Origin of the sequence: Flavobacterium azizsancarii, from assembly GCF_027980145.1 — a bacterium.
In the GTDB taxonomy this organism is placed as follows: domain Bacteria; phylum Bacteroidota; class Bacteroidia; order Flavobacteriales; family Flavobacteriaceae; genus Flavobacterium; species Flavobacterium azizsancarii.
This window is the reverse complement of the sequence record NZ_JAMZNK010000032.1, coordinates 1-23,913: the sequence shown is the minus strand read 5'-3', so window position 1 is coordinate 23,913 and position 23,913 is coordinate 1. Positions and strand designations below refer to the sequence as shown.

Sequence of the window (23,913 nt, the reverse complement as noted above, 5' to 3'; positions counted from 1 at the left end):
ATTAGATGGCTTTAAGGTTTTTAGCTGCAATTCGAATAACAATAAACAGCATTATAATCCAGAGAGTTATAGAAATTACAGAGATAATTTCGGATTTTAAAACGTCCCAAATTCCTTTAGGTTCATAATGAAATTCGGCTACATCAGCCCAATGTTCTTTATTAATAGTCGAAGGTTTGTCGTTTGGTCCCGGTTTTTTATTACTAATGTATTTTACCTGCAATGCATTCATTTTTTGCGCCATAGTATAGCGATAAGCTTCGGCTTGTTTCTGGAAATCGATATATGAATCATAATCCGTATTCGATAATCCCATCGATAGGTTTTTGATTGCGATATACGGATTTATAAGAGAAATCATCTTAGAAAAACTGTTTTGTTTTTCATAGACATGAAGTAAGGTTTCTAAATGTTGATTGTATATTTTAGAACTTATTTTCTCGCCTTCGCTCATTATAAATCCTGAATAATTGAAAGGAAGTTTTTGTACGGAATCGACTTTGTGTACACTCAAAAGCGAATCTTTGATGGCTTTATAATGCAAATCATTTGGATTGTGACTATCTCCTTGTTTTAGAATGTCTTTTTCGATATCGCTCTGAAATTGAATTTTAGAGGGAGCTTCGTACATATATGCCCCAATTGCCTGCGTGGTTCTTGGGAGAATAATGGTGAAAACCAACCAAATTCCAATCAATGAAATCAAAGCTTTTTTAGATGTTTTGCTCGTGGTAGAAACTAAAACTGCAATCACACAAAAGAAAATCAGATAAATAAAATGAAACAGAATAAACAAAAACATTTTAATGGTTTCATCAGCAGAAATCGAGAAATTCTGAAGCAATAACCAGATAAAAACAAGTACAATAATGGTTGGGACAAAAAGAAGCATGATAACGCTGACGATTCCCAGTATTTTACCCCTTAATAATTGTTTCCAGCTAATTCCCTGACTCAAAAGCAGTTTTAAAGTTCCGTTTTCACTTTCGGCCGCGACCGCATTAAATCCCAGGAAAAAGATCAATAAAGGCAATAAAATTTGTAAAACCATCGCAATACTGATTTCACCAAACCGAAGCAGACTGTTCGAAAATCCGGCTTCAGAGAAATTGGCAGTATTTTGTTTGTGCGCTTCCAGAAAAATGGCATTCCCAAAAAACGGTTCCATTCCAAATTCAAAAATACTTAAAGGTGTACTTTTTCTGAATGCAAAATTTCCGTAATGCGCCATTCGGTGCGGGTTTTTGTCAGGATTTTTAAGCCAGTCTTCCCTGGATTCATGTTGGTATTTTTCGCTGGTTTCGTTTTGATTGGTATAATTCTCCCAGCCAGAAAACGCAGCATAAAGTAAAACAATCCCAATAAAAAGGGTAATGATAAAGACAGCCGTATTCTTAAAAACGGAATTCTTTAAATGTCCGGCGATTAAAACTTCAGTATGTAATGATTTCATCCCAATTAGAATTTATAAGTTACGGTCAGGCTAAAATTTCTGGGAGCTCCCGGAAATAGTCTCAAGTAATTCTGAGCACCTAACCAATAGGTTTTGTTGAATAAATTACCCGCATTTAGGGCAATTTGCATATTGCTTTTGTTTGGTTTGTAATACAATGCAGCATCAAAAATCATAAAATCAGGAAGTGTGAAAGCCCTTGTAAACCAAGGCACTTTGCTGCTTTGATATTGCATCCCGAAACCAACGCCCAAATCTTTTAAAGACGAATCAGAATTGAAATTATAACGGGTCCATAAATTGGCACTGTTTTTTGGCGTATTTTGTTTTCTGGCACCAATTAACGACACATCACGATCGTTGGTAATTTGAGCGTCAATATAACTGTACGAAGCGTTTATTTGCCAGTCTGCCGTGATATAACCTGCCAGATCACACTCAAAACCTCGGCTTCTTTCAGCACCTCTGGTTACCAATAAATCAGGATTTGCCGGATCATTGGCATTCATTAAAATATTACGCTGATTGATTTCGTAGATTGCCGCATTAAAACTCATCGAATTATTAAAGAAGGTCGCTTTTACACCCACTTCTTTCAAGTTACTTTTGAGAGGATCGAACAAACTTCCGGGAGATAAACTTCCTGTTTGCGGCATTAAGGTCACCGTATTTGATTGTGGCTGATAGCCTTCAAGATATGTCGTATAGACATTAATTTCATTGTTTACGGCATAAGTCAAACCTACACGAGGCAACAAAGCCGATTTTTTTACCGTTATTTCATTATTAGATTTGTAATTGGTAATGTCCTCAAACCATTCGTTACGCACACCCAGTAAAAAAGTAAATTTTTCCCACTGAACCTGATCCTGAATATATATAGCATTTGTAGTTGTCAATGCTGATGGTAATGCATTCCTGACGTTCAGTGTATAATCGTTGGCAGTTGTTATGGTGTAAGTTGGGTTGTTTAAATTAAAATAATTGACGTTTGGTTTTGGCAAAACTACTCCTTCAATCGTTGTGGTTTGATAATTTACAGCATTTGCAGGAACAAAAGCACTAGCGACAGTTCCGTCTTTTAGTAAATAACCTCTTGCAGCATTTTGTCCTCCGCCTTTAGTTTTGTTCCAACTGCTTAAATCATAGCCAGCCAATAATTTATGCCTGATTTTTCCGGTTTTTAAATCGAAATTAAAATACGTACTTAAATTGTCAATGTCCCAATATTGCTGGCGTTGAACAAATTGCATCATCGCTAAATTTGTTACCGGCTGATTGTTCATATCAACAGCAAAACCATTTGTTGTTCTGTGTTCCTGAAGATTCTCTGTCCAGGTTTGTTTCATGTACTGCGCATTAAAACCAATTTTAGAGCTGAATTTATGAGCCAAACTGGTAGTGAAAATCATTTCTTTCGATTTAAAAAAGTCACCAGGAGCACCTAAATTCAAACTTATTGGTGTTTTATTTAAGCTCGTAACTCCGGCAACAGCACCAAATATAGGTTGACCGCGGTCCAGAATTCCTGTCATATCGCTCAAAATCAATTCAGTATTGATAGCGGTTTTTTCATTTGGGATATAACTGAAGGAAGGAGAAATCAAAAACGATTTATTACTAACGAGATCACGAAACGATTTCGCTTCCTGATACGCTCCGTTTACACGGTACAAAAGTGTTTTAGAATCATTTAAGGGTCCTGTAAAATCCAAAGTTCCACGTAAAGTGCTAAAACTTGCAACACTTAAACTGATTTCCTTTCGATCAACAGCCAAAGGTTTTTTGGTAACAAGATTAATACTCCCGCCAGGATCTACAGATGAAAATGTCGCACTCGACGGACCTTTTATTACTTCTATCCGTTCGATATTATTAGTCAAAGGCTGTAGAAAATAATATTGACGTGTTCGCATTCCGTTGATAATCTGACCTTCTTCGTTTTGACTAATGCCCCGAATTGTGTATTGATTGTAGTAACTGGACGGAATTACGCCACTTGCCATTTTTACTGCATCGGCAAGATAAAATGCGCCTTTATCAGCAATTAATTCTTTTGTTATTGTCGATATTGATTGCGGAATATCTTTGTTGAGTGCTGCAGTTTTTGTGGCTGCAAATGAATAATCGCTATTGTATTTTTTTGATGAACGGCCAACAATTTCTACGGTTTGCAATTCGTTTTTTGCTATTTTAGTGGAATCCTGTGTAATAGTGTCCGTTGTTTTTTTATTAATTGTTTGAGATTTCACGCAGTGCGTCCCAATTATTAAAAATAAAAAAGGATATATATGTTTCATTTTAATGAGGATGGAATTATTCTTCCTTTTATACTGTTTGTAAATACAAATTCTCGAGTTCATTTGCTGATATCTTGTTAGCTTCGATTACCGTTACTAAGTTTCCTTCTTTCATGATGCCAATATGCGAAGCCACTTCTCTTGCTCTGAAAATATCGTGCGTAGCCATTAAAATTGCAGTTCCATCTGCGGAAAGTTCTTTTAAAATTTGAGAGAATTCATTTGAAGCTTTTGGATCTAATCCGCTTGTCGGTTCATCAAGCAGCAGTACTTTTGCCTTTTTGGCAATTGCAATGGCAATACCTACTTTTTGTCGCATTCCTTTAGAATATCCACCAAGATTTTGATCATGTGCGGCAACCTGCAAACCGGCTTTTGATAGAAAATAAGCCAGTTCTCCTTTAGAATATTTAAATCCGGCAAGAGAAGAGAAGAATTTTAAGTTTTCTAAACCAGTAAGATTGGGGTATAACATTACTGTTTCAGGAATATACGCGACATATTTTTTAGTTTCCTGAGCATTTTCTACAACTGATATATCATTGATTTTGAGATCTCCGCCAGTTGGTTCTATAAAACCTAAGAAAAGATTGATAGTCGTTGTTTTTCCGGCACCATTCTGACCTAAAAGCGCAAAGATTTCGCCTTTATTAATGGTTAGATTTAATTTATTTAAAGCGATAGTATTGCCATATTTCTTGGTCAGATTTTCAGCTATAAGCATAGTTTTTATGTATTTGGAATGATTATTAATTTTTAGTCGCAGTCGCATTGACGGTCATAGTCGTAGTGACAGTCGCTGTTAGAGAATTAAATTGTGAGGACAGGGATAGTTTACTACTGTTTCTGTAGAAAGAAATTAATTAGTATTTGAAAATAAGAATGACATTTTGCCTCTTTTTCAACACGATTTCTTGTGGGAATAGAATGCGTCAAATGAAAATGCAGTCATTTTCCTTTTACCAATTGAGAACAGGTAAGAGGGAGTAATTTTCGAAAATAAAAATGTAGTAAGCTAAATTAGGACAGGAGGTGCTCTAAGAGCAAAAAGGCTGCCTTTAAAAAATGTAGATGTATCTCTTGTATAAAAGTATACATAAGATGTTTCAGGATTTACTTTATGAAAGTATAAAGTCTCAAATGAATTTGGAATAAAAGTACTAAAAGCAAAGTGACAAACGTGACAATGACTATCAACAGAATGGGTGTGTGTTATTTGCTTTTGACCATCAACATATTGATGATCACAAGGTTTATCCGTTAATTGTTTGTAAATGTGTTCGTAAGAATGTATCGTCTGAAACAGCATTGCGAACAATACGGTTAAAGACATAAAAAGATTAATTAGGAGAATTTTCTTTTTCATTCTTGTTTTGGAAATCCTTTGTTTATTGCGAATATGTGGGTTATTAACTAACGCAACTTAGTTGCAAATATAAGCATCTTAATTAAAAAAATACTGGAATTGAATAATAATTTAAAATTATGAATAGAAAATTTTACAATATGAAACATCAAATTACTTATCTAATACTTCTTGAAATGTAGGTTTTGAAGTTTTTTTTTTTTTTAAACTTAACGTATAATCCTCAACGTATAGAAAAAAAATCTTTTTCTGATGCTTCGGTTCGAGAAATTGACACTATTATTCCTATTAACAAGGTTCTTTTTTGTTACAAATCTCAATAATCTTTAGTGTGACCGTTATAATATTTCTATTTTTACTAATAGAGTATCATTATCAGCTTAGATAATAATTGAATTTTTGATTTGGCATTAGCTTCATAAAATGCCAATTTTCGCTAACGGGCTTTCTGCTCAATAAAAAATAAATTATGAAAATAGGATTAATCGGATTTGGAAAGACTGGAAAATCAGTAGCATCAATACTACTTGAAAATAAAAAATTTTGTTTAGAATGGGTTTTAAGACAAAGTACTGTTTTAGAACACAGATCTGTTCCCGAATTTTTTGGAATTCAGTCAGACGAACCCGGATTAATTTATTCAAGCTCTAAAACTACTATGGAAGAATTACTGGATAAACATCCAGTTGATGTGATTATCGATTTTTCGTCTAATGAAGGTATTTATACTTATGGTGAACTTGCTGCAAGCAGAAACATTAAAATTATCTCAGCAATTTCCCATTATAAAGATAAAGAATTGCAGTTATTAAAGAAATTAGCACATAAAACGACTGTATTTTGGTCTCCAAATATTACACTTGGGGTGAATTATCTACTTTTTGCGGCTAAGTTTTTAAAGAAAATTGCACCGTGGGTTGATATTGAAGTCAATGAGGAGCATTTTAAAACAAAACAAGGAACTTCCGGAACAGCTGTAAAAATTGCCGAAGCTTTAGATATCGATAAAGAAAACATCAATTCAGTCAGGGCAGGAGGAATCGTTGGAAAACATGAAGTTATATTTGGATTCCCATATCAAACAGTACGTTTAATTCATGAATCGATTTCAAGAGAAGCTTTTGGAAATGGAGTTGTTTTTGTAGCTGAGAACTTAGAACACAAACAAAAAGGATTATATAATTTTGAAGATATATTGACGCCTTATTTTGCTGTTTAGCTTACTTTGTGGTTTACCACGAAGACGCTAAGGCACAAAGTTTTTCTTTTTTAAGTTTTTAACCTTAGCGTCTTTGCGATTTTGCGCGAAATTCTCGTTGAAATAACAAAAAAACAATACCCGACAAGTTTTTAAAACCTGTCGGGTTTATTTGTATGCGCTAATTTTATATAATTAATTTAAATATACTTGATATATCAAATAAATAATTATATTTGACATATCAAATACATTTAAAGATAAAGAGTTTAATATGATTCAGAAAACCCCAACAGGAACAGTTTTATATACCATAGAACAGACCATTAAAGAATATCGGAAAATTTGCCAAAGGAATATACAGAAGATCGCAGATGACATTACAGTTGATCAATGTTTAGTACTTATTATTCTAAATGATAATACGACGATTTCTCAGATAGATATTGCAAAATTAATATTTAAGGATAATGCATCGGTTACAAGGATAATTGAGTTAATGGTTAAAAAAGATTACTTGACCAGAGAAACGGATGAATTAGATAAAAGGAAATCTAAACTGATCATAACTGAAAAAGGTAAAAAAACAATTGTCTTATTGGCACCTGTTTTTAAACTTAACCGCAAAACAGCTCTTAACGGATTATCGCTTGATGAAATCGAATTACTGGACAAAATCCTCCACAAAATAATTTCAAACTGTAAAACTTCGTAAATATGAAACACCTTTTAACTTTACTATTGCTGTCAATATCAATGATTTCGGTTGCACAAAATGATATAAAAGAAGAACATAATCTTACTGAATTAAGTAAAAAACAAATTATCGATTCGCTGACCAAACAACTTGAGGAGTTTTATATACGACCAAATGCAGTTGGAGAGATTAAAAAGAAACTGAATGAGAAATATAAAAAAGGTGTTTACAGAGATATTGTAAAACTAAATGAATTTGCGGGTAAACTAAGCTCAGATCTTATAGAGGCTAGCAAAGATTTACATTTTGGAGTTGTGTATGATCCGGAATGGACGGAAAATCATCTAAGAAAAGAGAATAAAGAGGTACAGAAAAAAATTAAGGCCGAGGAATTAGCAGAAGCTAAAAAGAAAAATTTCGGTTTTCAACAAACACGAATTTTAGAAGGAAATATAGGCTATCTAAAGTTCGATTATTTTGAAGATCCTGCAATAGCAAGTGAAACTGCAGCATCGGCGATGCAATTTTTAAGCAGTACAGATGCGCTAATTATCGATTTACGCCAAAATAATGGAGGGGCTATGGAGATGGGACAGTTTTTAAGCAGTTATTTTTATTCAGGGAAAGAGTTACCTCTTTATAAATATTATTATACCGAAAAAAACAGAAAAAAAGTCGAAAGAGAAATGTGGTTATTACCGTCTGTACCAGGAAAACGTATGGAGGATGTTGATATTTATATTTTGACAAGCAACACTACTTTTTCTGCTGCTGAATGGATGAGTTACTCGCTTCAAAATTTAAAACGTGTTACTATAGTTGGTGAAAGAACGGCTGGAGGTGCGCATCCAATTGATAGAAAGGTATTACCAAATGGTTTTTTTGTAAATATCCCTTTTGGAGAAGTCAACGACCCTATTACAAATACAGATTTTGAAGGAAAAGGCGTGATGCCCGATGTTTTGTGCAAAAGCGAAGAAGCTATAAATACATCTCATATACTGGCTTTGCAAAAGCTTTCATCAAAAAGCAAAGATTTAGAAAACAATCTCGATTGGTATATTCCTATCATTAAAAACAGACAAAAAAAGGCAAGTGTTACTGATGAAATTTTAAAATCTTACCAAGGAAAGTATGGGAAAGTCGAACTGAAATTTGAAAACAACAATTTGTATTACAAATGGAATAATATAGCAACTTTATTACTGATTCCTTTGGATCAGGATTTATTTCTGCTGGATGGAATAGATGATTTCCGTATACAAATTGTTTCTGAAAATGGTGTAGTAACAGGGTTTAAAAGAATTTATCAGGTTGGGCAGGATAAGTTCTATAAAAAAGAGTAGCGATTAGTGTCTATTGACTAGTAATTATAATAATTATAGAAAAAGGCTTTAGCCAAAAAACGACATTTGGCTAAAGCCTTTCCAATGACCTTTATTAAACTCCAGCTAAAGCTGGAGTCTATTCAAAACTTTGCGACTTTTCGACTTTGCTAGATTCTTTTTTTTAAGTACAAATCACTTTCTAAAAATCAAAGCCTTAGTATATTCCGCATTCATTTTGGCGATCGAAAGGATAGAAATTCCTTGCGGACATTCGATTTCGCATGCCCTTGTATCAGAACAATTTCCAAAACCTTCAGCATCCATTTGCTGAACCATTGTTAAAACCCGTTTTGATGCTTCTATTTTTCCTTGCGGAAGTAAAGCCAAGTGTGTTATTTTAGCACCAACAAACAAGGCAGCACTGGCATTTTTACAAGTTGCCACGCAAGCACCACAACCAATACAAGCCGCAGCATCAAAAGAAGCTTCAGCAGTTTCGTAAGAGATAGGAATACTATTTGCTTCCGGTGCCTGACCAGTTGAAGCGCCAATAAAACCTCCGGATTCAATAATAGAATCAAAAGCAGAACGATCAATTTTTAAATCTCTTAAAATAGGAAATGCTTTTGCACGAAAGGGTTCAATATAAATAGTATCTCCATCTTTAAAACTCCGCATATGAAGCTGGCATGTTGTTGTGTTCTTTAATGGTCCGTGAGCTCTTCCGTCAATCATAACGCCACATTGTCCGCAAATACCTTCTCTGCAATCATGATCAAATTCAATGACACGTTCTTTTTTCTGAATGAGCGATTCGTTCAAAAGATCGAGCATTTCCAGAAAAGACATATGTTCAGAAACCCCGTCAATTTCGTAGTTTACCATTTCTCCTTTAGAAGAAGTATTGAGTTGTCGCCATATTTTAAGATATAGTTTCATATTCTTAAGCTTTTGATTATTTGTAACTTCTAACTGCCAGTTCAACCGATTCGAATACGAGCGGTTCTTTGTGTAATTCAGGTTTTTGTGCAGCGCCTTTCCATTCCCAAGCCGATACGTAACAAAAATCAGCATCATTTCGAACAGCCTCACCATCCGGAGTTTGATATTCTTCTCTAAAATGGGCACCACAGGATTCTTCTCTTTGCAGAGCGTCATGGCACATTAGTGCAGCCAATTCGATATAATCAGCAATGCGTCCGGCTTTTTCAAGTTCACTGTTTAAAGTATCATCTCCTGTTATGAGCAAGTCTTTTTCAAAAGAAGTTTTTAGAAGTTTGATTTCATCTAACGCTTCTTCGAGTTTTTCCTTACTTCTCGAAAGTCCACATTTTTCATAAAGCAATCGTCCTATTTTTTTATGAAAGTGATCTGTTGAAAGTGTTCCTTTACTGTTCAGGAATTTATCTAATTGTGCTCTTACAGCTTTTTCGGCTTCATCAAAAGCAGGATGGGCAATTGTATTTTTAGGAGCATTTAATTCTCCTGCCAGATAATTCGGAATCGTGTAAGGAGCAATAAAATAGCCATCTACACAAGCCTGAAGCAATGAGTTGGCACCCAGTCGATTTGCGCCATGATCAGCAAAGTTTGCTTCTCCCAAAGCAAATAAACCCGGAATTGTAGTCATTAATTCATAATCTACCCAAAGTCCGCCCATTGTAAAATGTGCCGATGGAGATATTAACATGGGTTCTTTGTAAGCATTGATCCCTGTAATTTTTTCGTACATCGCAAAAAGATTACTGTATTTAGCTTCAATATTATCTTTTCCCTGGGTTTTAATGGCATCCGAAAAATCAAGATAAATAGCATTTTTCATTGGTCCAACGCCATGTCCGGCATCAATTTGTTCTTTTGCCGCTCTTGACGAAATATCGCGTGGAGCCAGATTGCCAAAAGAAGGATATTTACGTTCTAAATAATAATCTCTTTCTTCTTCAGGAATTGTATTTGGGTTTCTGTCGTCTGCGGCGGCTTTTGGCACCCAAATTCGCCCGTCGTTACGAAGCGATTCTGACATTAAGGTAAGTTTTGATTGATTTTCTCCATGTTGCGGAAGCGAAGTAGGGTGAAACTGAATCCAGCTTACACCTGCCATATAAGCGCCTTTTTTATGTGCCCGCCAAATTGCTGAACTATTACAGCCCATGGCAAGTGTAGAAAGATAATATACTTTTCCGTAACCTCCTGAAGCTAAAACCACAGCATCTGCAATATGACGTTCGAGTTCTCCGGTTTCAAGATTTCGGGCAATAATACCTTTCGCTTTCCCGTCTATAACTACCAATTCCAGCATTTCGTGACGTGTATGCATAGTCACTTTTCCTAAAGAAACCTGACGCAATAAACCTTGATAAGCACCCAGTAAAAGTTGTTGTCCGGTTTGTCCACGTGCGTAGAACGTTCTTGAAACCTGAACACCACCAAACGACCTGTTATTAAGATATCCGGCATATTCCCTGGCAAAAGGAACACCCTGAGCAACAGCATGATCGATTAAAGCGGCAGAGCATTCCGCCAGACGGTAAACATTTGCTTCACGAGATCTGAAATCGCCGCCTTTTATAGTATCATAAAACATTCTGTACGTGCTGTCACCATCATTTTTGTAGTTTTTTGCAGCATTGACTCCACCTTGTGCAGCTACAGAATGTGCTCTTCTTGCAGAATCCTGAAAACAAAATGACTGAATATTATAGCCTTGTTCAGCCAATGATGCGGCACAAGAAGCTCCTGCAAGACCAGTTCCTACAACTATAATGTTCAGTTTTTTTCTGTTGGCAGGATTTACAAGTTTAGCTTTTGCCTTATAATTATTCCATTTTTCTGCAAGCGGGCCTTCAGGTATTTTTGAGTCTGTCATTTTTGTTTGTTTAAAATGAAACTTATCTTAAGAAGCTGTAATTTACTACAAAAAAATGAATTAAATCAGAGTGAATGTCTTTAAATTCAAGGATAAATGAAAAAAAAGTTAACAAATAGATGCATTTAAAATTGAAAGAGGAAGCAGGTTGCTGCAAAATCATCATTTCTTAAACCTGGGCTTCATAATAGCGAATATAGATTTCGAACTCCGTGGTTCTCTATCGTTAAAAATTAAATCCAACTGTCCCAAACCTTCAGGATAAAAACCAGGATTTTAATTTGAACATAATTATCTAATGCCCAATGATTTCTTTTCTGTGCAAAGTTCCCCATTCATTTAATGCTCCGATAACATTGTATAAAGTGTGGCTGTGTTCTGTTCTTGCATATTCAACAGTTGGCGGAAACGTGTCATAAACAGTTCTGGTAACCAGTTTATTTACCTCAAGATCTTTAAGTTCTTTTGAAAGCATTTTATCAGTAATTCCGTTTACATCTTTAGAAATTTCCTTAAATCGTTTTGGCCTGTTTGATAATGCAATCAAAATTGGCAGCTTCCATCTGCCGCTTAAAACTTCCAGAGCATCCCTTACAGGCAGTAATGCTGCCAGACATTCCTCTGGTTCGCCACAGCGTACTTTTTTTGTGAATTGGTTCTTTGTTTCCATAAGTTGATGTTGAAATTGATTTCACGCAGATTGATTTAAAAATCTGTGTAAACCTCTTATTTAAATGTCATTTTGTCTAATACTATCCTCAAGGATAGCGCTATCCTTGAGGATAGTACTATAAAAGAGATAGCAAATGTAGATAAGTTTGTATCATAAAACAAAATAGTAATAAAATGAGCAAAAAGATTCTGAATATAGTAACAAGCATCAAAGGAGATGCTTCATTTAGTAACCAATTATCCAATGCAGTTCTGGAAAAATTGTCAAGAGAATATCCGGGAAGTAACGTACAAACTTTTGATCTTTCTAAAACACCTTTACCTTATTTAAACGAATTGCAGCTTAATGCATTTTATACTCCTGAAGAAGCGTATACAGAAGCTCAGGTAGATTTTGTTAAACTTTCTGATGAAGCTATAAACGATTTATTGGAAGCTGATATTATCGTTATCGGAGTTCCTATATACAATTTTGGAATTCCGGCATTATTAAAAGGATGGATTGATCAGGTGGCAAGGCCAGGAAAGACTTTTAGTTATGGTGAGAGTGGACCAAAAGGATTGATAACGGGTAAAAAAGTATTCTTGTCTGTTGCGTCCGGTGCTGTATTTTCTGACGGTCCCTATAAAAGTTATGATTTTGCGGAACCGTATTTGCGTGTAGTTTTAAGTTTTTTAGGAATTACTGATGTAACGACTTTTAGGGTAGAAGGGACTGCAATTCCTGATTTTGCAGAAAGCGCCTTGCCAAATGCTTTGGCTGCCGTAGAAGAATTCACTTTTTAAATTGAAAATAAAAGTACGATAGTTGGACATTTTCGTATTTAGTAAACGCGACAGGTTTTTGAAACCTGTCGCGTTTGTCGTAAAATATCTTAAGATTTAAAATAAGATAAACATTTATAGCCAGCTCCATAGGAGCGACATATTTATAGATATTGAGAACAGGTTATTGAAATAAAGCTCCAGAGGAGCGATATAGCCATTTTTATTGACAACTTAATATACCACCCCGTTGGGTTCTATTGTATGAATTTTTAATTTTCTATAATTATATCGTCCCGCCGGGACTTAATATAAATTACATCAGATTAGTAAACCCGAAAGGTTTTGAAACCTGTCTAGTTTGTCTTAAAACGAGAATTTTGATCGTTGAATCTTTGTCAAAGTTTTTAAATTTTGACAAAGATAGTTGCGCATAATAAACCTATTTGGTTTGATGTAGTTAAGAATTGCGTTTAATTATTATTTCTCAATAATCATTGTAATTCCTTGTCCACCGGCAGCGCAAATGGATATAAATCCTCTTCCTGAGCCTTTTTGGTTTAATAATTTTGCCATAACACCAATTATTCTTCCTCCGGTAGCGGCAAATGGATGTGCTGCGGCTAAACTGCTTCCTTTTACGTTTAATTTTTCCCTGTCAATTGCCCCTAAGGCTTTCTTTAAGCCCAATTGTGTGCTTAATTCCGGACTTTCCCAAATTTTTAAGGTGGCTAAAACCTGAGCGGCAAAAGCTTCGTGAATTTCATAATAATCAAAATCCTGCAAAGTCAATCCTGCTTTATCGAGCATTCTGCTTGCAGCAAATAGTGGCGCTAACAAGAGGTTTTGCTGATTTTTGACGTATTCTATAGCTGCAACTTCGGCAAAAGTAATATAAGCCAAAACAGGGAGATTATTTTCTTTTGCCCATTCTTCGCTTGCCAAAAGTATACATGAGGCACCATCTGTAAGTGGCGTTGAATTTCCGGCGGTAAGTGTGCCGTTTGTTTTGTCGAAGGCAGGATTTAATTTAGCTAATTTTTCAAGAGTGCTGTCTTTTCTAAGATTATTATCTTTGTCAAGTCCGTTAAAAGGAGTAATCATATCATCAAAAAAACCTTCATCATAAGCTTTTGCCATGTTCAAATGACTTTTTAGCGCTAAGTTATCCTGATCTTCGCGAGAGATTTTATAATGTTTTGCCGTAATTTCTGTATGTCCTCCCATCGAAAGTCCGGTTTGGGATTCTTCGTTACGCGGAACTAAAGGCGTCAGATCTTTTGGACGTAATTTTAGAAATAGTTTTATTTTCTCGCCCAATGATTTTGCTTTTCTGGCATTGAGCAAAATCTTTCTCAGTTTTTCGCTCACGGCAATTGGCATATCACTTATTGAATCGACACCGCCGGCAATTCCGGATTCTATTTGTCCAAGAGCAATTTTATTGGCAATATATATAGCGCTTTCTATTCCGGTGTCACAAGCTTGTTGCAAATCACACGCAGGAGTTGCCGGATCAAGAGACGTTTTCATAACACATTCCCTAATCAAATTACTGTCATAAGTATGTTTGATTACAGCTCCTCCGGCAACTTCGCCTAATAATTTTCCTGTTAGATTGTATTTGTTTATCAGGCCGTTTAAGGCAGCAGTCATCATTTCTGTATTTCCAACTTCGGCATATGCGGTATTGGCTCTCGCAAACGGAATCCGATTATAGCCAACGATGGCAACTTTTCTAATTGTGGTGGTATTGTTCATAACTAGTTGTTTTCGAAAGATTTTAGACTTAAAGATAAGCAGACTTTTGTAATTAGATATTTTCAGATGATGATATTTTATTTTTTTAGGATGTTTATCATAATTAATATTAAATGTTATATTTATTTAGAATGATTAAAAATAATTTGGATTACAGGTTTTTAGCTATTACTTTTGCCAGCGAAATCAAAACCAAATAAAATGAATAACATGACCATAAAAAAAGTTTTATTTAGCCTGATGTTTTTAAGTTCACTATCTATGATGAGCCAGGAACTGGGAAAAATAACGGGAAAAGTCTCTTTAAGCGGTAACGTATCTGCAGAGAATGTTTCTGTCGTTCTTAAAGGAACAAAATATACCGCAATTACAAATGAACATGGACAATATGAGATTAAAAATGTTAAAACCGCGAGTTATATCATTAGTATTAGTGCTGTAGGGATTCATCCAGTCGAGGATAGGATTACGGTTACAGCGAAACAAACTACAATTAAAAACTTTATGCTTTCTGAAAGCCAGGAAGATCTTGATGAAGTGGTGATTACCAAAAACAAGTACAAGCAAGATAAGCCTTCGTTGTCATTGCGTCTTCAGACTCCTATCCTTGAGATTCCTCAGAACATCCAGATTGTTAGTGCTCAGACTTTGAAAGACCAACAAATTATTAGTATGAGTGACGGTGTGATCAGAAACGTGAGTGGTGCGGTACGTTCAGAGCATTGGGGAGATTTGTATACGAATATTAAAATGCGTGGTTCTCAAATTCAGGCTTTCCGTAATGGTTTTAATGTGGTTTCATCTTTTTGGGGACCTCTTACTGAAGATATGAGTTTTGTAGATCATATCGAGTTTGTAAAAGGACCGGCAGGATTCATGCTTTCAAGTGGGGATCCAAGCGGACTTTATAATGTGGTGACTAAAAAACCAACGGGAATTACTAAAGGTGAAGCTACTGTGATGGCAGGAAGTTATGACTTTTACAGAGCAAGTGTTGATCTTGACGGGAAACTGGATAAAAAAGGGAAATTATTGTACCGTTTTAATGCGGCAGCACAGAAAAAAGGTTCACATCGCCCTTTTGAACACAATGACCGTTATGTAATTGCTCCTGTGATCAGTTACCAATTTGATGACAAAACAAAAATTACGGCTGAATATAATTTTCAGTATGCTAATATGACTGAGATTGGTTCTTTCTACGTATTTGGTCCCGGATCTGACGGATATGCAACATTGCCTGTTGGATTTACGATGACGCAGCCAGGATTGCCGGATACGAATATACAGGATCACAGCGGATACTTGACTTTTGAGCATAAGTTTGATGATAACTGGAAATTGACGGCACAAACGTCTTATTTTAAGTATCTGCAAGAAGGATATAGTTCATGGCCAAGCGCAGTGGGTCCGGATGATAATATCGCAAAAGGAAAAGTGATTAGAAGAGTTGGTATTTGGGATGCAGATAGTAATATGTATTTAGGTCAAATATTTTTGAACGGAAAATTCAATACCGGATCAGTTACTCATAAAATATTGGCGGGTGTAGATTTAGGAAGCAAAGATTATATGGCAGATTGGGGACAAGGACATAATCTTGATACCGTAGACAGTCCATTTGATTTATACAACCCAAATTACGGAACACCATCTAATGGATTGCCTAATTTTGACCATACAACACCACTTTCTATAAGAGCAAAAGCTGCCGGTGGTTTAATGAATACGAATTATGCTGCAGGATATATTCAGGATGAACTTGGTTTTTTCGAAAACAAATTAAGATTGACTCTTGCTGCAAGATATACCTGGATTAGTCAGGCGAGTTGGGGTGATCCTGCAATAGCAGACAGCCATATTACGCCACGTGTAGGTTTAAGTTATTCTATTACAGATAGTTTTGCTGTTTACGGATTATACGATCAGGCTTTTATACCACAATCCGGTGTGATTTTAAGTGGAGAAAAAGTAAAACCTCTTACTGGTAATAATACGGAATTAGGTATTAAAAAAGATTGGTTTGACGGAGCCTGGAGTACTACATTTTCTGCTTACAGTATCTTAAAACAAAACGAACTTACATCTGATCCTCTAAACCAGCCCGGACAAATGTATAGTGTGGTTTTAGGCGAAAAAAGAGCAAGAGGTGTTGAACTTGATTTGCGAGGAAAGATTTTTGACGGCCTTAATATAATTGCTAATTATGCTTTTACAGAATCTGTGGTGTTAGAAATTGATCCTTTAGTTTCTGAGACCAGTAAAATATATAAAGGCGATATAGTTCCCGGATATGCTAAACATACAGCAAATGCATGGTTGAATTATAGTATTCAATACGGTACTTTCAAAGGTTTTGGCGCTTCTATTGGAGGGACTTATCTTGCAGGGCGTCTAACAGATAACTGGGGTACAGGTCTTGAAAAATTACCAAATTATTTTAAATTAGACGGAGGTTTATCTTATGATACTAAAAAGTTCAAAATTACTGCAAACGTATTTAATATCTTAAACGAATATCTTTACAGCGGTTCTTATGCTACTTTTCTTAAATCATATTACTGGCAAACAGAACAACCTATAAATTTTAGAGTAGGTGTAACGTATAAATTCTAATTGTTTTATACCCCAGATGACGCAGATATAAACGGTTTTTACTGGTTTTTTATTGTAGTAATTTGTAGGTCAAAAAAAAGCATCCGTCGATATGGCGGATGCTTTTTTATTTAAGGTTAAAATCCTTTTTTTACTGAGTTTTTAGCCGGCGGATTTTAACGGATTAAACTGGTATTTGCAGGTTTTTTATTAGAAAATTTTAAAAATCCGTGTTAATCCATTTAACCCGCATCATCCGTGGGCTAAATTCGCGTATTTTATCCTTGATGAATCAACGGGATTACTTTTGAGCCTATAAGTTCTATAGCATTCATTAACTGAGTGTGCGTTAATCCTGCATTATCCATTTGGAATGTAAATCTCGAAATTCCGCCAAGAGATTCACTGTGGCGTAAAATTTTCTCAGCAATTCGTTCCGGATCACCAACAACAAGAACACCCTGATCATCGATAAGCCCGTCAAACTTGTCCTTTGTTACCGGTGGCCAACCACGTTCCCTGCCTAATTTAGTCCAAAGTTCTGCATATCCCGGATAATATTCTTCTATCGCTTTTTGAGTTGTGCTTCCTACAAAACCTGGTGAATGCAAACCTACTTTAAGTTCTTCGGGTTGGTAACCAGCAGCTTTTCCGGCTTCACGATACAGATCGACTAATGGTTTAAAACGATGTGTTTGTCCGCCAATAACGGCAACCATCAAAGGCAAGCCTAAAGATCCTGCGCGAACGAAGGATTCAGGAGTTCCGCCAACGCCTAACCAGATAGGGAGTTTTTCCTGTAATGCTCTTGGGTATATTGGGAGATTGTTTAAAGCCGGACGAAATTTCCCTGACCAGGTTACAAATTCATTGTCTCTAATTTGTAATAGCAGATCTAATTTTTCACTAAAAAGGGCATCATAATCATTCAGATTAAATCCGAAAAGGGGATATGCTTCAATAGAAGATCCACGGCCTACAACAATTTCAGCCCTTCCTTTCGAAATCAGGTCGAGTGTAGCAAAACTTTGATATACCCTGACAGGATCAGCAGCGCTTAAAACCGAAACGGCACTCGATAATCGAATACGCTTGGTTCGTGCTGCGGCAGCGCTTAAAATAACGACCGTAGCCGAATCTAAAAACTCTTTTTTATGATGTTCTCCAATTCCAAAAACGTCAAGTCCGGCTTGATCTGCCAGCTCAATTCTTTGCAGTAATTGTTCCATCGCATCGACACTACTCAAAGTGTTGTTGTCTCCGTACATCGCCGAAGCAAAACTGTCAATCCCTATTTCTATCATATAGTAAAGATATTAAATTTTATTTTTGCTCTTTCTTAAATAAAATCTAATTCAGTAAATGCAACGCGAGTTTAGTTTTTAATATTCAAATAGGCAGTGGTGAAGAATAATGGATTCACTAGAAAAATATCGGTTCTGTTTTTTTGGATTACAGGCATATCATGACCCGGAAATACAATTAATTCAGGACTTTTTAGTTCCAGATTTCTAATATTATTTCTGTTTTGTGCCGCTTTTTCAGGTTGGGTTGGCAATCTTTCAACATCAGTCGATTGAAGCCAGTCAGCATGTACAACCGCATCTCCTGTTAGTAAAACAGGACCTTTGTCTAAATTTACAAGAATCATTAAATCACTATCTGTATGTCCCGGTTTTTCTATTAATTGCAGGGTTCCGTCACCAAACAAATCGTACGACTTTCCTACTACCGAGGCACTTTCTTTGAACGCGGAAGCAGCTTTAAATTCAGGAAGACTTCCTTCTTTTGGTTTTGATTCGCCATTCATGATCAATTGCGCATTTTTAAAAGCATCAACAGTTCCTATATGGTCATCATGAAGATGCGAAATAGCCAGATATTTAATTTCATCAGGATTTACACCAAACCTTTTCAGCTGATTAAAAGACAGCATTTCTGGTTTTGATTTACTTTCAAACAAAAAAGACATTGGAAATCCTAAACCACTTTGACCTTCAAGAGCTACTTTTTCTGATATTCCGGAATCAAATAAAATATAACCAAACTTAGGATGTTTAATCAGATAGATAGGGCAGGGCCTCCATTTTTTGTAAGTAGGACTCAATGCTTTTGCCATTCGGTTGAATCCGGTATTAAAAACATACAATTCGATACCGGAATTTTTAGCAAAATCTTCATTTTGAATCTCCGGATTTTCGCCTACAATATTTGTTGGCCGGTATTTGATTGCAAACGAAATTGCAAACGAAATAAGAATCAAAACAATTGCAATTATTTTTACAGTGATAGAATACCATTTGGTTTTAGAATCAGTTTTTTCAGTTTGCTGATTATTCGAACTTAATATCAAAATACAAATAAGAAGTGTTATTACAGCAGCAAGCGGAATGTCTTGACACAGAATTATAAAGAATAAGGTTAATGGTATTGGAACCAAATAAAAGTATTTTTTAAAGTTTGAAGAACTTTGTTCTTTTGATTTATAGACCATCAAAGTAAAGAATAGAAGTAAAATTACTATTGCCGGAACTTCAATATAATCAAAGAATATTTTTCGGGCGTAAATCGTTAAATATTCGCTTGTCCAATAAATTAATACATTGCCACTTAAAGCAATCGCAATAAATAGTATTGCACCATTTTTAAAAAATTGTTGACGAACAAAACGACTGCTCCAAATTGCTATCAGTAAAGAAAAATAAATAATTACAAAATAATGCCCATACTTTACGGGTTGATCCGGCACTGCATCTTCAGCCATAAATTTTGCTATTTCAGAACCCTGATTGTTCCAAATTGGGATTAAAAATAAATATAAAAGAATTCCAATCGCGCTTGCAGCAATTGCGATCCTATCCGGGCTTTTTTTTAAGAACTTAAATAATCGTTTCATCTTTTTGTCATTTTAATTTTAAAATTATTAGACAAAATAACAATGATAAAAGAACCCTTGCATTTACATATGTAAAGGATTATGTACTATTTGCAAATATGTAATTTCAGGTTCTTAAAAAATATACACAATAGGAAACTGTACCCTTAAATTAAATGATTTTTGTATCTGTGTCTCATCTCTTTTACCCATTAATTTTGTTAAAAAATTAAATAAGTATAAAGATGAAAACTAATAATACCACCAACATTCAGTTTGATCAGATCAATATATCGTCTTTAAAATCAATTGTAAATATGTATCAAAATAAAATTAATGATACTGTTAATTCTGAAGCAAGATCCTTGCAATTAGAAAATAATTTTGGGCTTCCTTTGAGCGTCGCTTCTTTTGAAAACCGTGTAGTTGGTTATGCTTTTGTTGTAATTAATAAAGTGGGAGAAACTGAAATAAATTCCTATTGGGAAAAGGATTTTTATAGTATCGAAGTAGAAAAGGATTTAAAGTTTCATGCGGAAAATACTTTTAATACGACTTTTAAAGATCCGGAATTTCGAAATATAAAACTTCAAAATGCGACGCAAAGATTATTCAATTGGTTGAATTATTGTAATTAATATTATAAAGGATACAGATTAAATTTTTGTAAATTTATCAGGTACAGATAAAGCTTAAAAAAAATGGCTAAAGAGATTTTATATTTAAAAATCGCAAATACTATTCAGGAACAAATTTTCTCTGAAACTTTAAAAATAGGAGATAAACTTCCGTCGATTCGTGCTTTGCAAAAACTGCATAATGTAAGTCTGAATACTATAAAACAGGCATTTTTAGAATTAGAAAGTAAATCGTTGATTGAGTCACGACCAAAATCTGGTTTTTATATCAGTAAAACATCAAACAGAAAGTTATCGATTCCTACTATGAACAAGTTCAAATTATCAGGAAAACAAATTACCTCTGATGATTTGATTACGAAGGTTTTTGAGAGTTTGAAAGATAAAAGCGTCACGAGATTTTCGATAGGAGTTCCTGACCCGAGTTTGTTGCCTATTGCAAAACTCAATAAGGGACTTATGAAAGTGGTACGAAATCTGGAAGAAAGCGGTACCAGTTATGAACCGGTTCAGGGAAATGTAAATTTGAGACGAAATGTTGCAAAATGGGCTCTTGTATTAGAAGGAAAACTTACAGAAGATGATCTTGTAACAACTTTGGGCGCGATGAACGCTATTTACAATTGTTTGCTGGCAGTTACTAAAAGAGGGGACACGATTGCGATAGAAAGTCCGGTTTATTTTGGAATCATTCAGATTGCACAAAATATGGGATTTAATATTATCGAATTGCCTACGCATCCTACAACGGGTGTAGATTTAGAAGCTTTAAAAAAGGTTATTCATAAAATTGATGTTTGCTGCTTCATGAGTAATTTCAGTAATCCTTTGGGAAGTCTGATGCCGGATGAAAATAAAATGGAACTGGTAAAAATGCTGACGTATCATAATATTCCTTTAATTGAAGATGATTTGTATGGCAACTTGTACTTTGGTGCAACAAGGCCTAAACCCTGTAAATATTATGACGAAGCCGGTATCGTAATGTGGTGCGGATCAGTATCTAAAACTCTTGCACCGGGATATCGTGTGGGATGGGTTGCACCGGGAAAATTTAAAGATAAAATTATTAAGCAAAAATTAGCTCAGACAATTTGTTTGCCTTCTTTATATCAGGAAGTTATTGCTGATTTTTTGGAACATGGCAGATACGATCACCATTTACGAAATTTCAGAAGTACATTGTATACTAATTCACTTCATTTTCAGCGTACGATTGAAGACCATTTTCCTGAAAATACTAAGATTTCGCAACCACAAGGTGGTTCTTTTCTTTGGTTGGAATTAGATAAAAAGATCGATACAGCAGTTTTATATGATAAAGCAATCAATCAGAAAATAGGTTTCGCTCCAGGCAAAATTTTTACGCAACACGATCAATATAACAATTGTATGCGTCTTAATTTTGGTTTAGAATGGAAAGAAAAAGTAGAACTTGATCTAAAACGTTTAGGGCAACTGGTAAAAAACAATCTTTAAATCGCATTGTATTTTATACAATGTAAATTTTTCTTAAAAGCAAAGAAACATAGATTTTTTTAAAGACAAAATCTATGTTTCTGTGTATTGTATAGCTATAAGGAACAGTTTATAATTGTTTGAAGATGAAATCTTATTATTTTTTTAATGCGAAAACCCAAAGGAAACACTTATCAGGATAATCACAATAACGATTAGTGTAATTACTACATAGAGATAATCTTTCTCTAAAAGAAAAGAAAATAAGGATAGTAAAACACGCAATACAGGCGTTAGAAAAAGTAAAATAATCCCAACGAATATTAAAGATTCTCCATTTCCCTGAATCGCACCATTATATATAGCTGAAATTACTTCGAAGATATTGCGGTCATTTTCTTTAAAAACAGAATAGTTTTCGATATCGTTGCTATGTCCCATTAAGTACACAATTCCGCCAATAAAAGCAACAGATAATGAGATCCAGACACCGTAGCGCAATAAATTACCAATGATGGTTTGAAAATCTTTTTCACCAAATTTTTCGTGTTGCATAGCTTTAGATTTTTCCATTAAGTCCGTTATATATCATGTTAACAGCAAGCACAAAAATTAGGCATGCAAAAAAGATTCTTAGTTTTTTAGGATTTGTTTTTACCAGTACTTTTGCTCCGGCCATAGCGCCAAACAAAACACCAATAACAACCGGCATACAAATTCCCGGTTCGATATATCCTTTTTGAATATAGATTACAGAACTTGCCATTGCTGTAACACCCATCATAAAATTACTGGTTGTAGTAGAAACCTTAAACGGGATTCTCATAATATTGTCCATCGCAATAACTTTAAAAGCACCGGAACCAATACCCAGTAATCCTGACATCATTCCTGCGATTCCCATCATGCTGAATCCACCAATAACATTTTTGGTTCCGTAGCTAATAACCTCTCCGTCGTGCGAAGGATAAGTTCCTGCTAATCGAAGTTTTTTGGCTAAAGGAGATGATTCCAAAACAATATGTTCTTCTTTTTTTCGAAGCGAATTTATAGCCGAGAAAATTAAGGTAAGTCCAAATAATACAGCAATGAATGAAGTAGGAGCAATGGTAGAAAGTAAAGCTCCGCAAACAGCTCCTATAGTTGTGGCAATTTCGAGAAAGATACCCAGTCGCATATTTGTGATTCCTTCCCTGACGTATGCTGCAGCTGAACCTGAGGAAGTTGCGATTACAGAAACTAAAGCCGCACCAATTGCATAATGAATATCAACGCCAAGAATGACTGTTAAAAGGGGAATTATGATAATTCCGCCGCCTAGACCTGATAATGAACCAATAAAACCTGCTAAAAAAGCACCAAGAATCATAATCAGGGTAAATGTAAGTACTGTCATTCGGATAAATTTTGTTGGTGCTAATTTACGAATTGATATTTATTCGGGAAGATTTTAGGAGCTTAAATAAAGCTTAAAAAAGCGAAAACGTTATTTTGGTAAGATTTTGGTTTCTTAATAAAGTGATTTTCTTTCCTGAACCTTCAACCTCATTTTAGTAGGCAGATGACCAAAAATCCTTTACAGCAATACTAAAATTCGACACATTGGTACCCAGAAAGAAAGCTGATTTCCTGAATAGAAAGCGTTGTATATAGTACCCAAGAGAAATCTCCTGTAAGGACTATATATAGTTTTTAAGTGTCTTATATTTATTTGGTAACAAACTATATAAAATTGGTTTTGCTCTTAATGAAGTTCCAGATACTCTGGTTTTTTTATTTTGACTCAGGTTTTATTTGTGTTGTTTACAAAGTTATCTGCAAATTAAGCCCATAAAAAGAGGCTGTCCGAAAAGTAATTTCGGGCAGTTTTTTTTTGTTTTACACATTGATTTTTCTTATATTTAAGTACTAAAATCAATGATTATGCAGCCAGTTTTTAAG

Annotated in this window: 19 protein-coding genes; 7 read left to right on the top strand and 12 right to left on the bottom strand. The window is 34.9% G+C overall.

All coding sequences use genetic code 11. The features are described 5' to 3' along the window. Position 1 precedes the first annotated feature (1 nt). The 4 genes from NJT12_RS16985 to NJT12_RS16970 form a co-directional block, all read right to left on the bottom strand. Positions 2 to 1,453: an ABC transporter permease gene (locus NJT12_RS16985; RefSeq protein WP_271337124.1), complete on the bottom strand. Its 1,452-nt coding sequence runs from the start codon at positions 1,451 to 1,453 to the stop codon at positions 2 to 4. Positions 1,454 to 1,458: 5 nt separating this feature from the next. Then, entirely contained in the window at positions 1,459 to 3,753 is a 2,295-nt protein-coding gene (locus tag NJT12_RS16980) for a TonB-dependent siderophore receptor (RefSeq protein ID WP_271337123.1), read from the bottom strand. A gap of 28 nt (positions 3,754 to 3,781) precedes the next feature. After that, positions 3,782 to 4,477 (bottom strand): ABC transporter ATP-binding protein, encoded by a 696-nt coding sequence (locus NJT12_RS16975; RefSeq protein WP_271337122.1) that lies wholly within the window; start codon positions 4,475 to 4,477, stop codon positions 3,782 to 3,784. 291 nt (positions 4,478 to 4,768) lie between these two features. After that, a complete protein-coding gene (locus tag NJT12_RS16970; RefSeq protein WP_271337121.1) occupies positions 4,769 to 5,119 on the bottom strand; it encodes a hypothetical protein in 351 nt (116 codons plus the stop codon). A gap of 469 nt (positions 5,120 to 5,588) precedes the next feature. Between NJT12_RS16970 and NJT12_RS16965 the strand changes: the two genes are divergently transcribed. From NJT12_RS16965 to NJT12_RS16955, 3 genes are all read left to right on the top strand, one after another. Continuing rightward, the gene (locus NJT12_RS16965; protein ID WP_271337120.1) at positions 5,589 to 6,338 is read left to right on the top strand and encodes a 4-hydroxy-tetrahydrodipicolinate reductase; all 750 of its coding nucleotides are present in this window, start codon (positions 5,589 to 5,591) and stop codon (positions 6,336 to 6,338) included. Between the two features lie 253 nt (positions 6,339 to 6,591). After that, positions 6,592 to 7,032, top strand: coding sequence for a MarR family winged helix-turn-helix transcriptional regulator (locus tag NJT12_RS16960; protein ID WP_271337119.1), 441 nt, complete (start codon positions 6,592 to 6,594; stop codon positions 7,030 to 7,032). A gap of 2 nt (positions 7,033 to 7,034) precedes the next feature. After that, positions 7,035 to 8,360, top strand: a complete 1,326-nt coding sequence (locus NJT12_RS16955) for a S41 family peptidase (protein ID WP_271337118.1) — start codon at positions 7,035 to 7,037, stop codon at positions 8,358 to 8,360. 174 nt (positions 8,361 to 8,534) lie between these two features. Here NJT12_RS16955 and NJT12_RS16950 read toward each other — a convergent pair whose 3' ends face one another. The 3 genes from NJT12_RS16950 to NJT12_RS16940 form a co-directional block, all read right to left on the bottom strand. Continuing rightward, on the bottom strand, positions 8,535 to 9,281 hold the full coding sequence (locus tag NJT12_RS16950) for a succinate dehydrogenase/fumarate reductase iron-sulfur subunit (protein WP_271337117.1): 747 nt from the start codon (positions 9,279 to 9,281) through the stop codon (positions 8,535 to 8,537). Between the two features lie 16 nt (positions 9,282 to 9,297). Continuing rightward, on the bottom strand, positions 9,298 to 11,208 hold the full coding sequence (locus NJT12_RS16945; RefSeq protein WP_271337116.1) for a fumarate reductase/succinate dehydrogenase flavoprotein subunit: 1,911 nt from the start codon (positions 11,206 to 11,208) through the stop codon (positions 9,298 to 9,300). A gap of 295 nt (positions 11,209 to 11,503) precedes the next feature. Then, positions 11,504 to 11,878 (bottom strand): winged helix-turn-helix transcriptional regulator, encoded by a 375-nt coding sequence (locus NJT12_RS16940; RefSeq protein ID WP_271337115.1) that lies wholly within the window; start codon positions 11,876 to 11,878, stop codon positions 11,504 to 11,506. 176 nt (positions 11,879 to 12,054) lie between these two features. Between NJT12_RS16940 and NJT12_RS16935 the strand changes: the two genes are divergently transcribed. Next, a complete protein-coding gene (locus NJT12_RS16935) occupies positions 12,055 to 12,666 on the top strand; it encodes an FMN-dependent NADH-azoreductase (RefSeq protein WP_271337114.1) in 612 nt (203 codons plus the stop codon). A gap of 459 nt (positions 12,667 to 13,125) precedes the next feature. Here the strand turns inward: NJT12_RS16935 and NJT12_RS16930 are convergent, their stop codons facing one another. Beyond that, positions 13,126 to 14,406, bottom strand: coding sequence for an acetyl-CoA C-acetyltransferase (locus NJT12_RS16930; protein WP_271337113.1), 1,281 nt, complete (start codon positions 14,404 to 14,406; stop codon positions 13,126 to 13,128). 201 nt (positions 14,407 to 14,607) lie between these two features. On the opposite strand from NJT12_RS16930, the gene NJT12_RS16925 reads away from it, so the two are divergent. Beyond that, positions 14,608 to 17,022 (top strand): TonB-dependent receptor, encoded by a 2,415-nt coding sequence (locus NJT12_RS16925; RefSeq protein WP_271337112.1) that lies wholly within the window; start codon positions 14,608 to 14,610, stop codon positions 17,020 to 17,022. A 257-nt stretch (positions 17,023 to 17,279) separates the two neighbouring features. Here NJT12_RS16925 and NJT12_RS16920 read toward each other — a convergent pair whose 3' ends face one another. Then, positions 17,280 to 18,302: an LLM class flavin-dependent oxidoreductase gene (locus tag NJT12_RS16920; protein ID WP_271337146.1), complete on the bottom strand. Its 1,023-nt coding sequence runs from the start codon at positions 18,300 to 18,302 to the stop codon at positions 17,280 to 17,282. A gap of 74 nt (positions 18,303 to 18,376) precedes the next feature. Next, positions 18,377 to 19,897, bottom strand: coding sequence for an MBL fold metallo-hydrolase (locus tag NJT12_RS16915; RefSeq protein ID WP_271337111.1), 1,521 nt, complete (start codon positions 19,895 to 19,897; stop codon positions 18,377 to 18,379). Positions 19,898 to 20,121: 224 nt separating this feature from the next. Between NJT12_RS16915 and NJT12_RS16910 the strand changes: the two genes are divergently transcribed. Continuing rightward, positions 20,122 to 20,514: a hypothetical protein gene (locus NJT12_RS16910; RefSeq protein ID WP_271337110.1), complete on the top strand. Its 393-nt coding sequence runs from the start codon at positions 20,122 to 20,124 to the stop codon at positions 20,512 to 20,514. Positions 20,515 to 20,577: 63 nt separating this feature from the next. Next, positions 20,578 to 21,993: an aminotransferase-like domain-containing protein gene (locus tag NJT12_RS16905; RefSeq protein ID WP_271337109.1), complete on the top strand. Its 1,416-nt coding sequence runs from the start codon at positions 20,578 to 20,580 to the stop codon at positions 21,991 to 21,993. A gap of 144 nt (positions 21,994 to 22,137) precedes the next feature. Here NJT12_RS16905 and NJT12_RS16900 read toward each other — a convergent pair whose 3' ends face one another. Together NJT12_RS16900 and NJT12_RS16895 are read right to left on the bottom strand one after the other, a co-directional pair. Further along, positions 22,138 to 22,527 (bottom strand): DUF1634 domain-containing protein, encoded by a 390-nt coding sequence (locus NJT12_RS16900; RefSeq protein ID WP_271337108.1) that lies wholly within the window; start codon positions 22,525 to 22,527, stop codon positions 22,138 to 22,140. A gap of 4 nt (positions 22,528 to 22,531) precedes the next feature. Then, positions 22,532 to 23,368 (bottom strand): sulfite exporter TauE/SafE family protein, encoded by an 837-nt coding sequence (locus NJT12_RS16895; RefSeq protein ID WP_213301320.1) that lies wholly within the window; start codon positions 23,366 to 23,368, stop codon positions 22,532 to 22,534. Positions 23,369 to 23,913 lie beyond the last annotated feature (545 nt).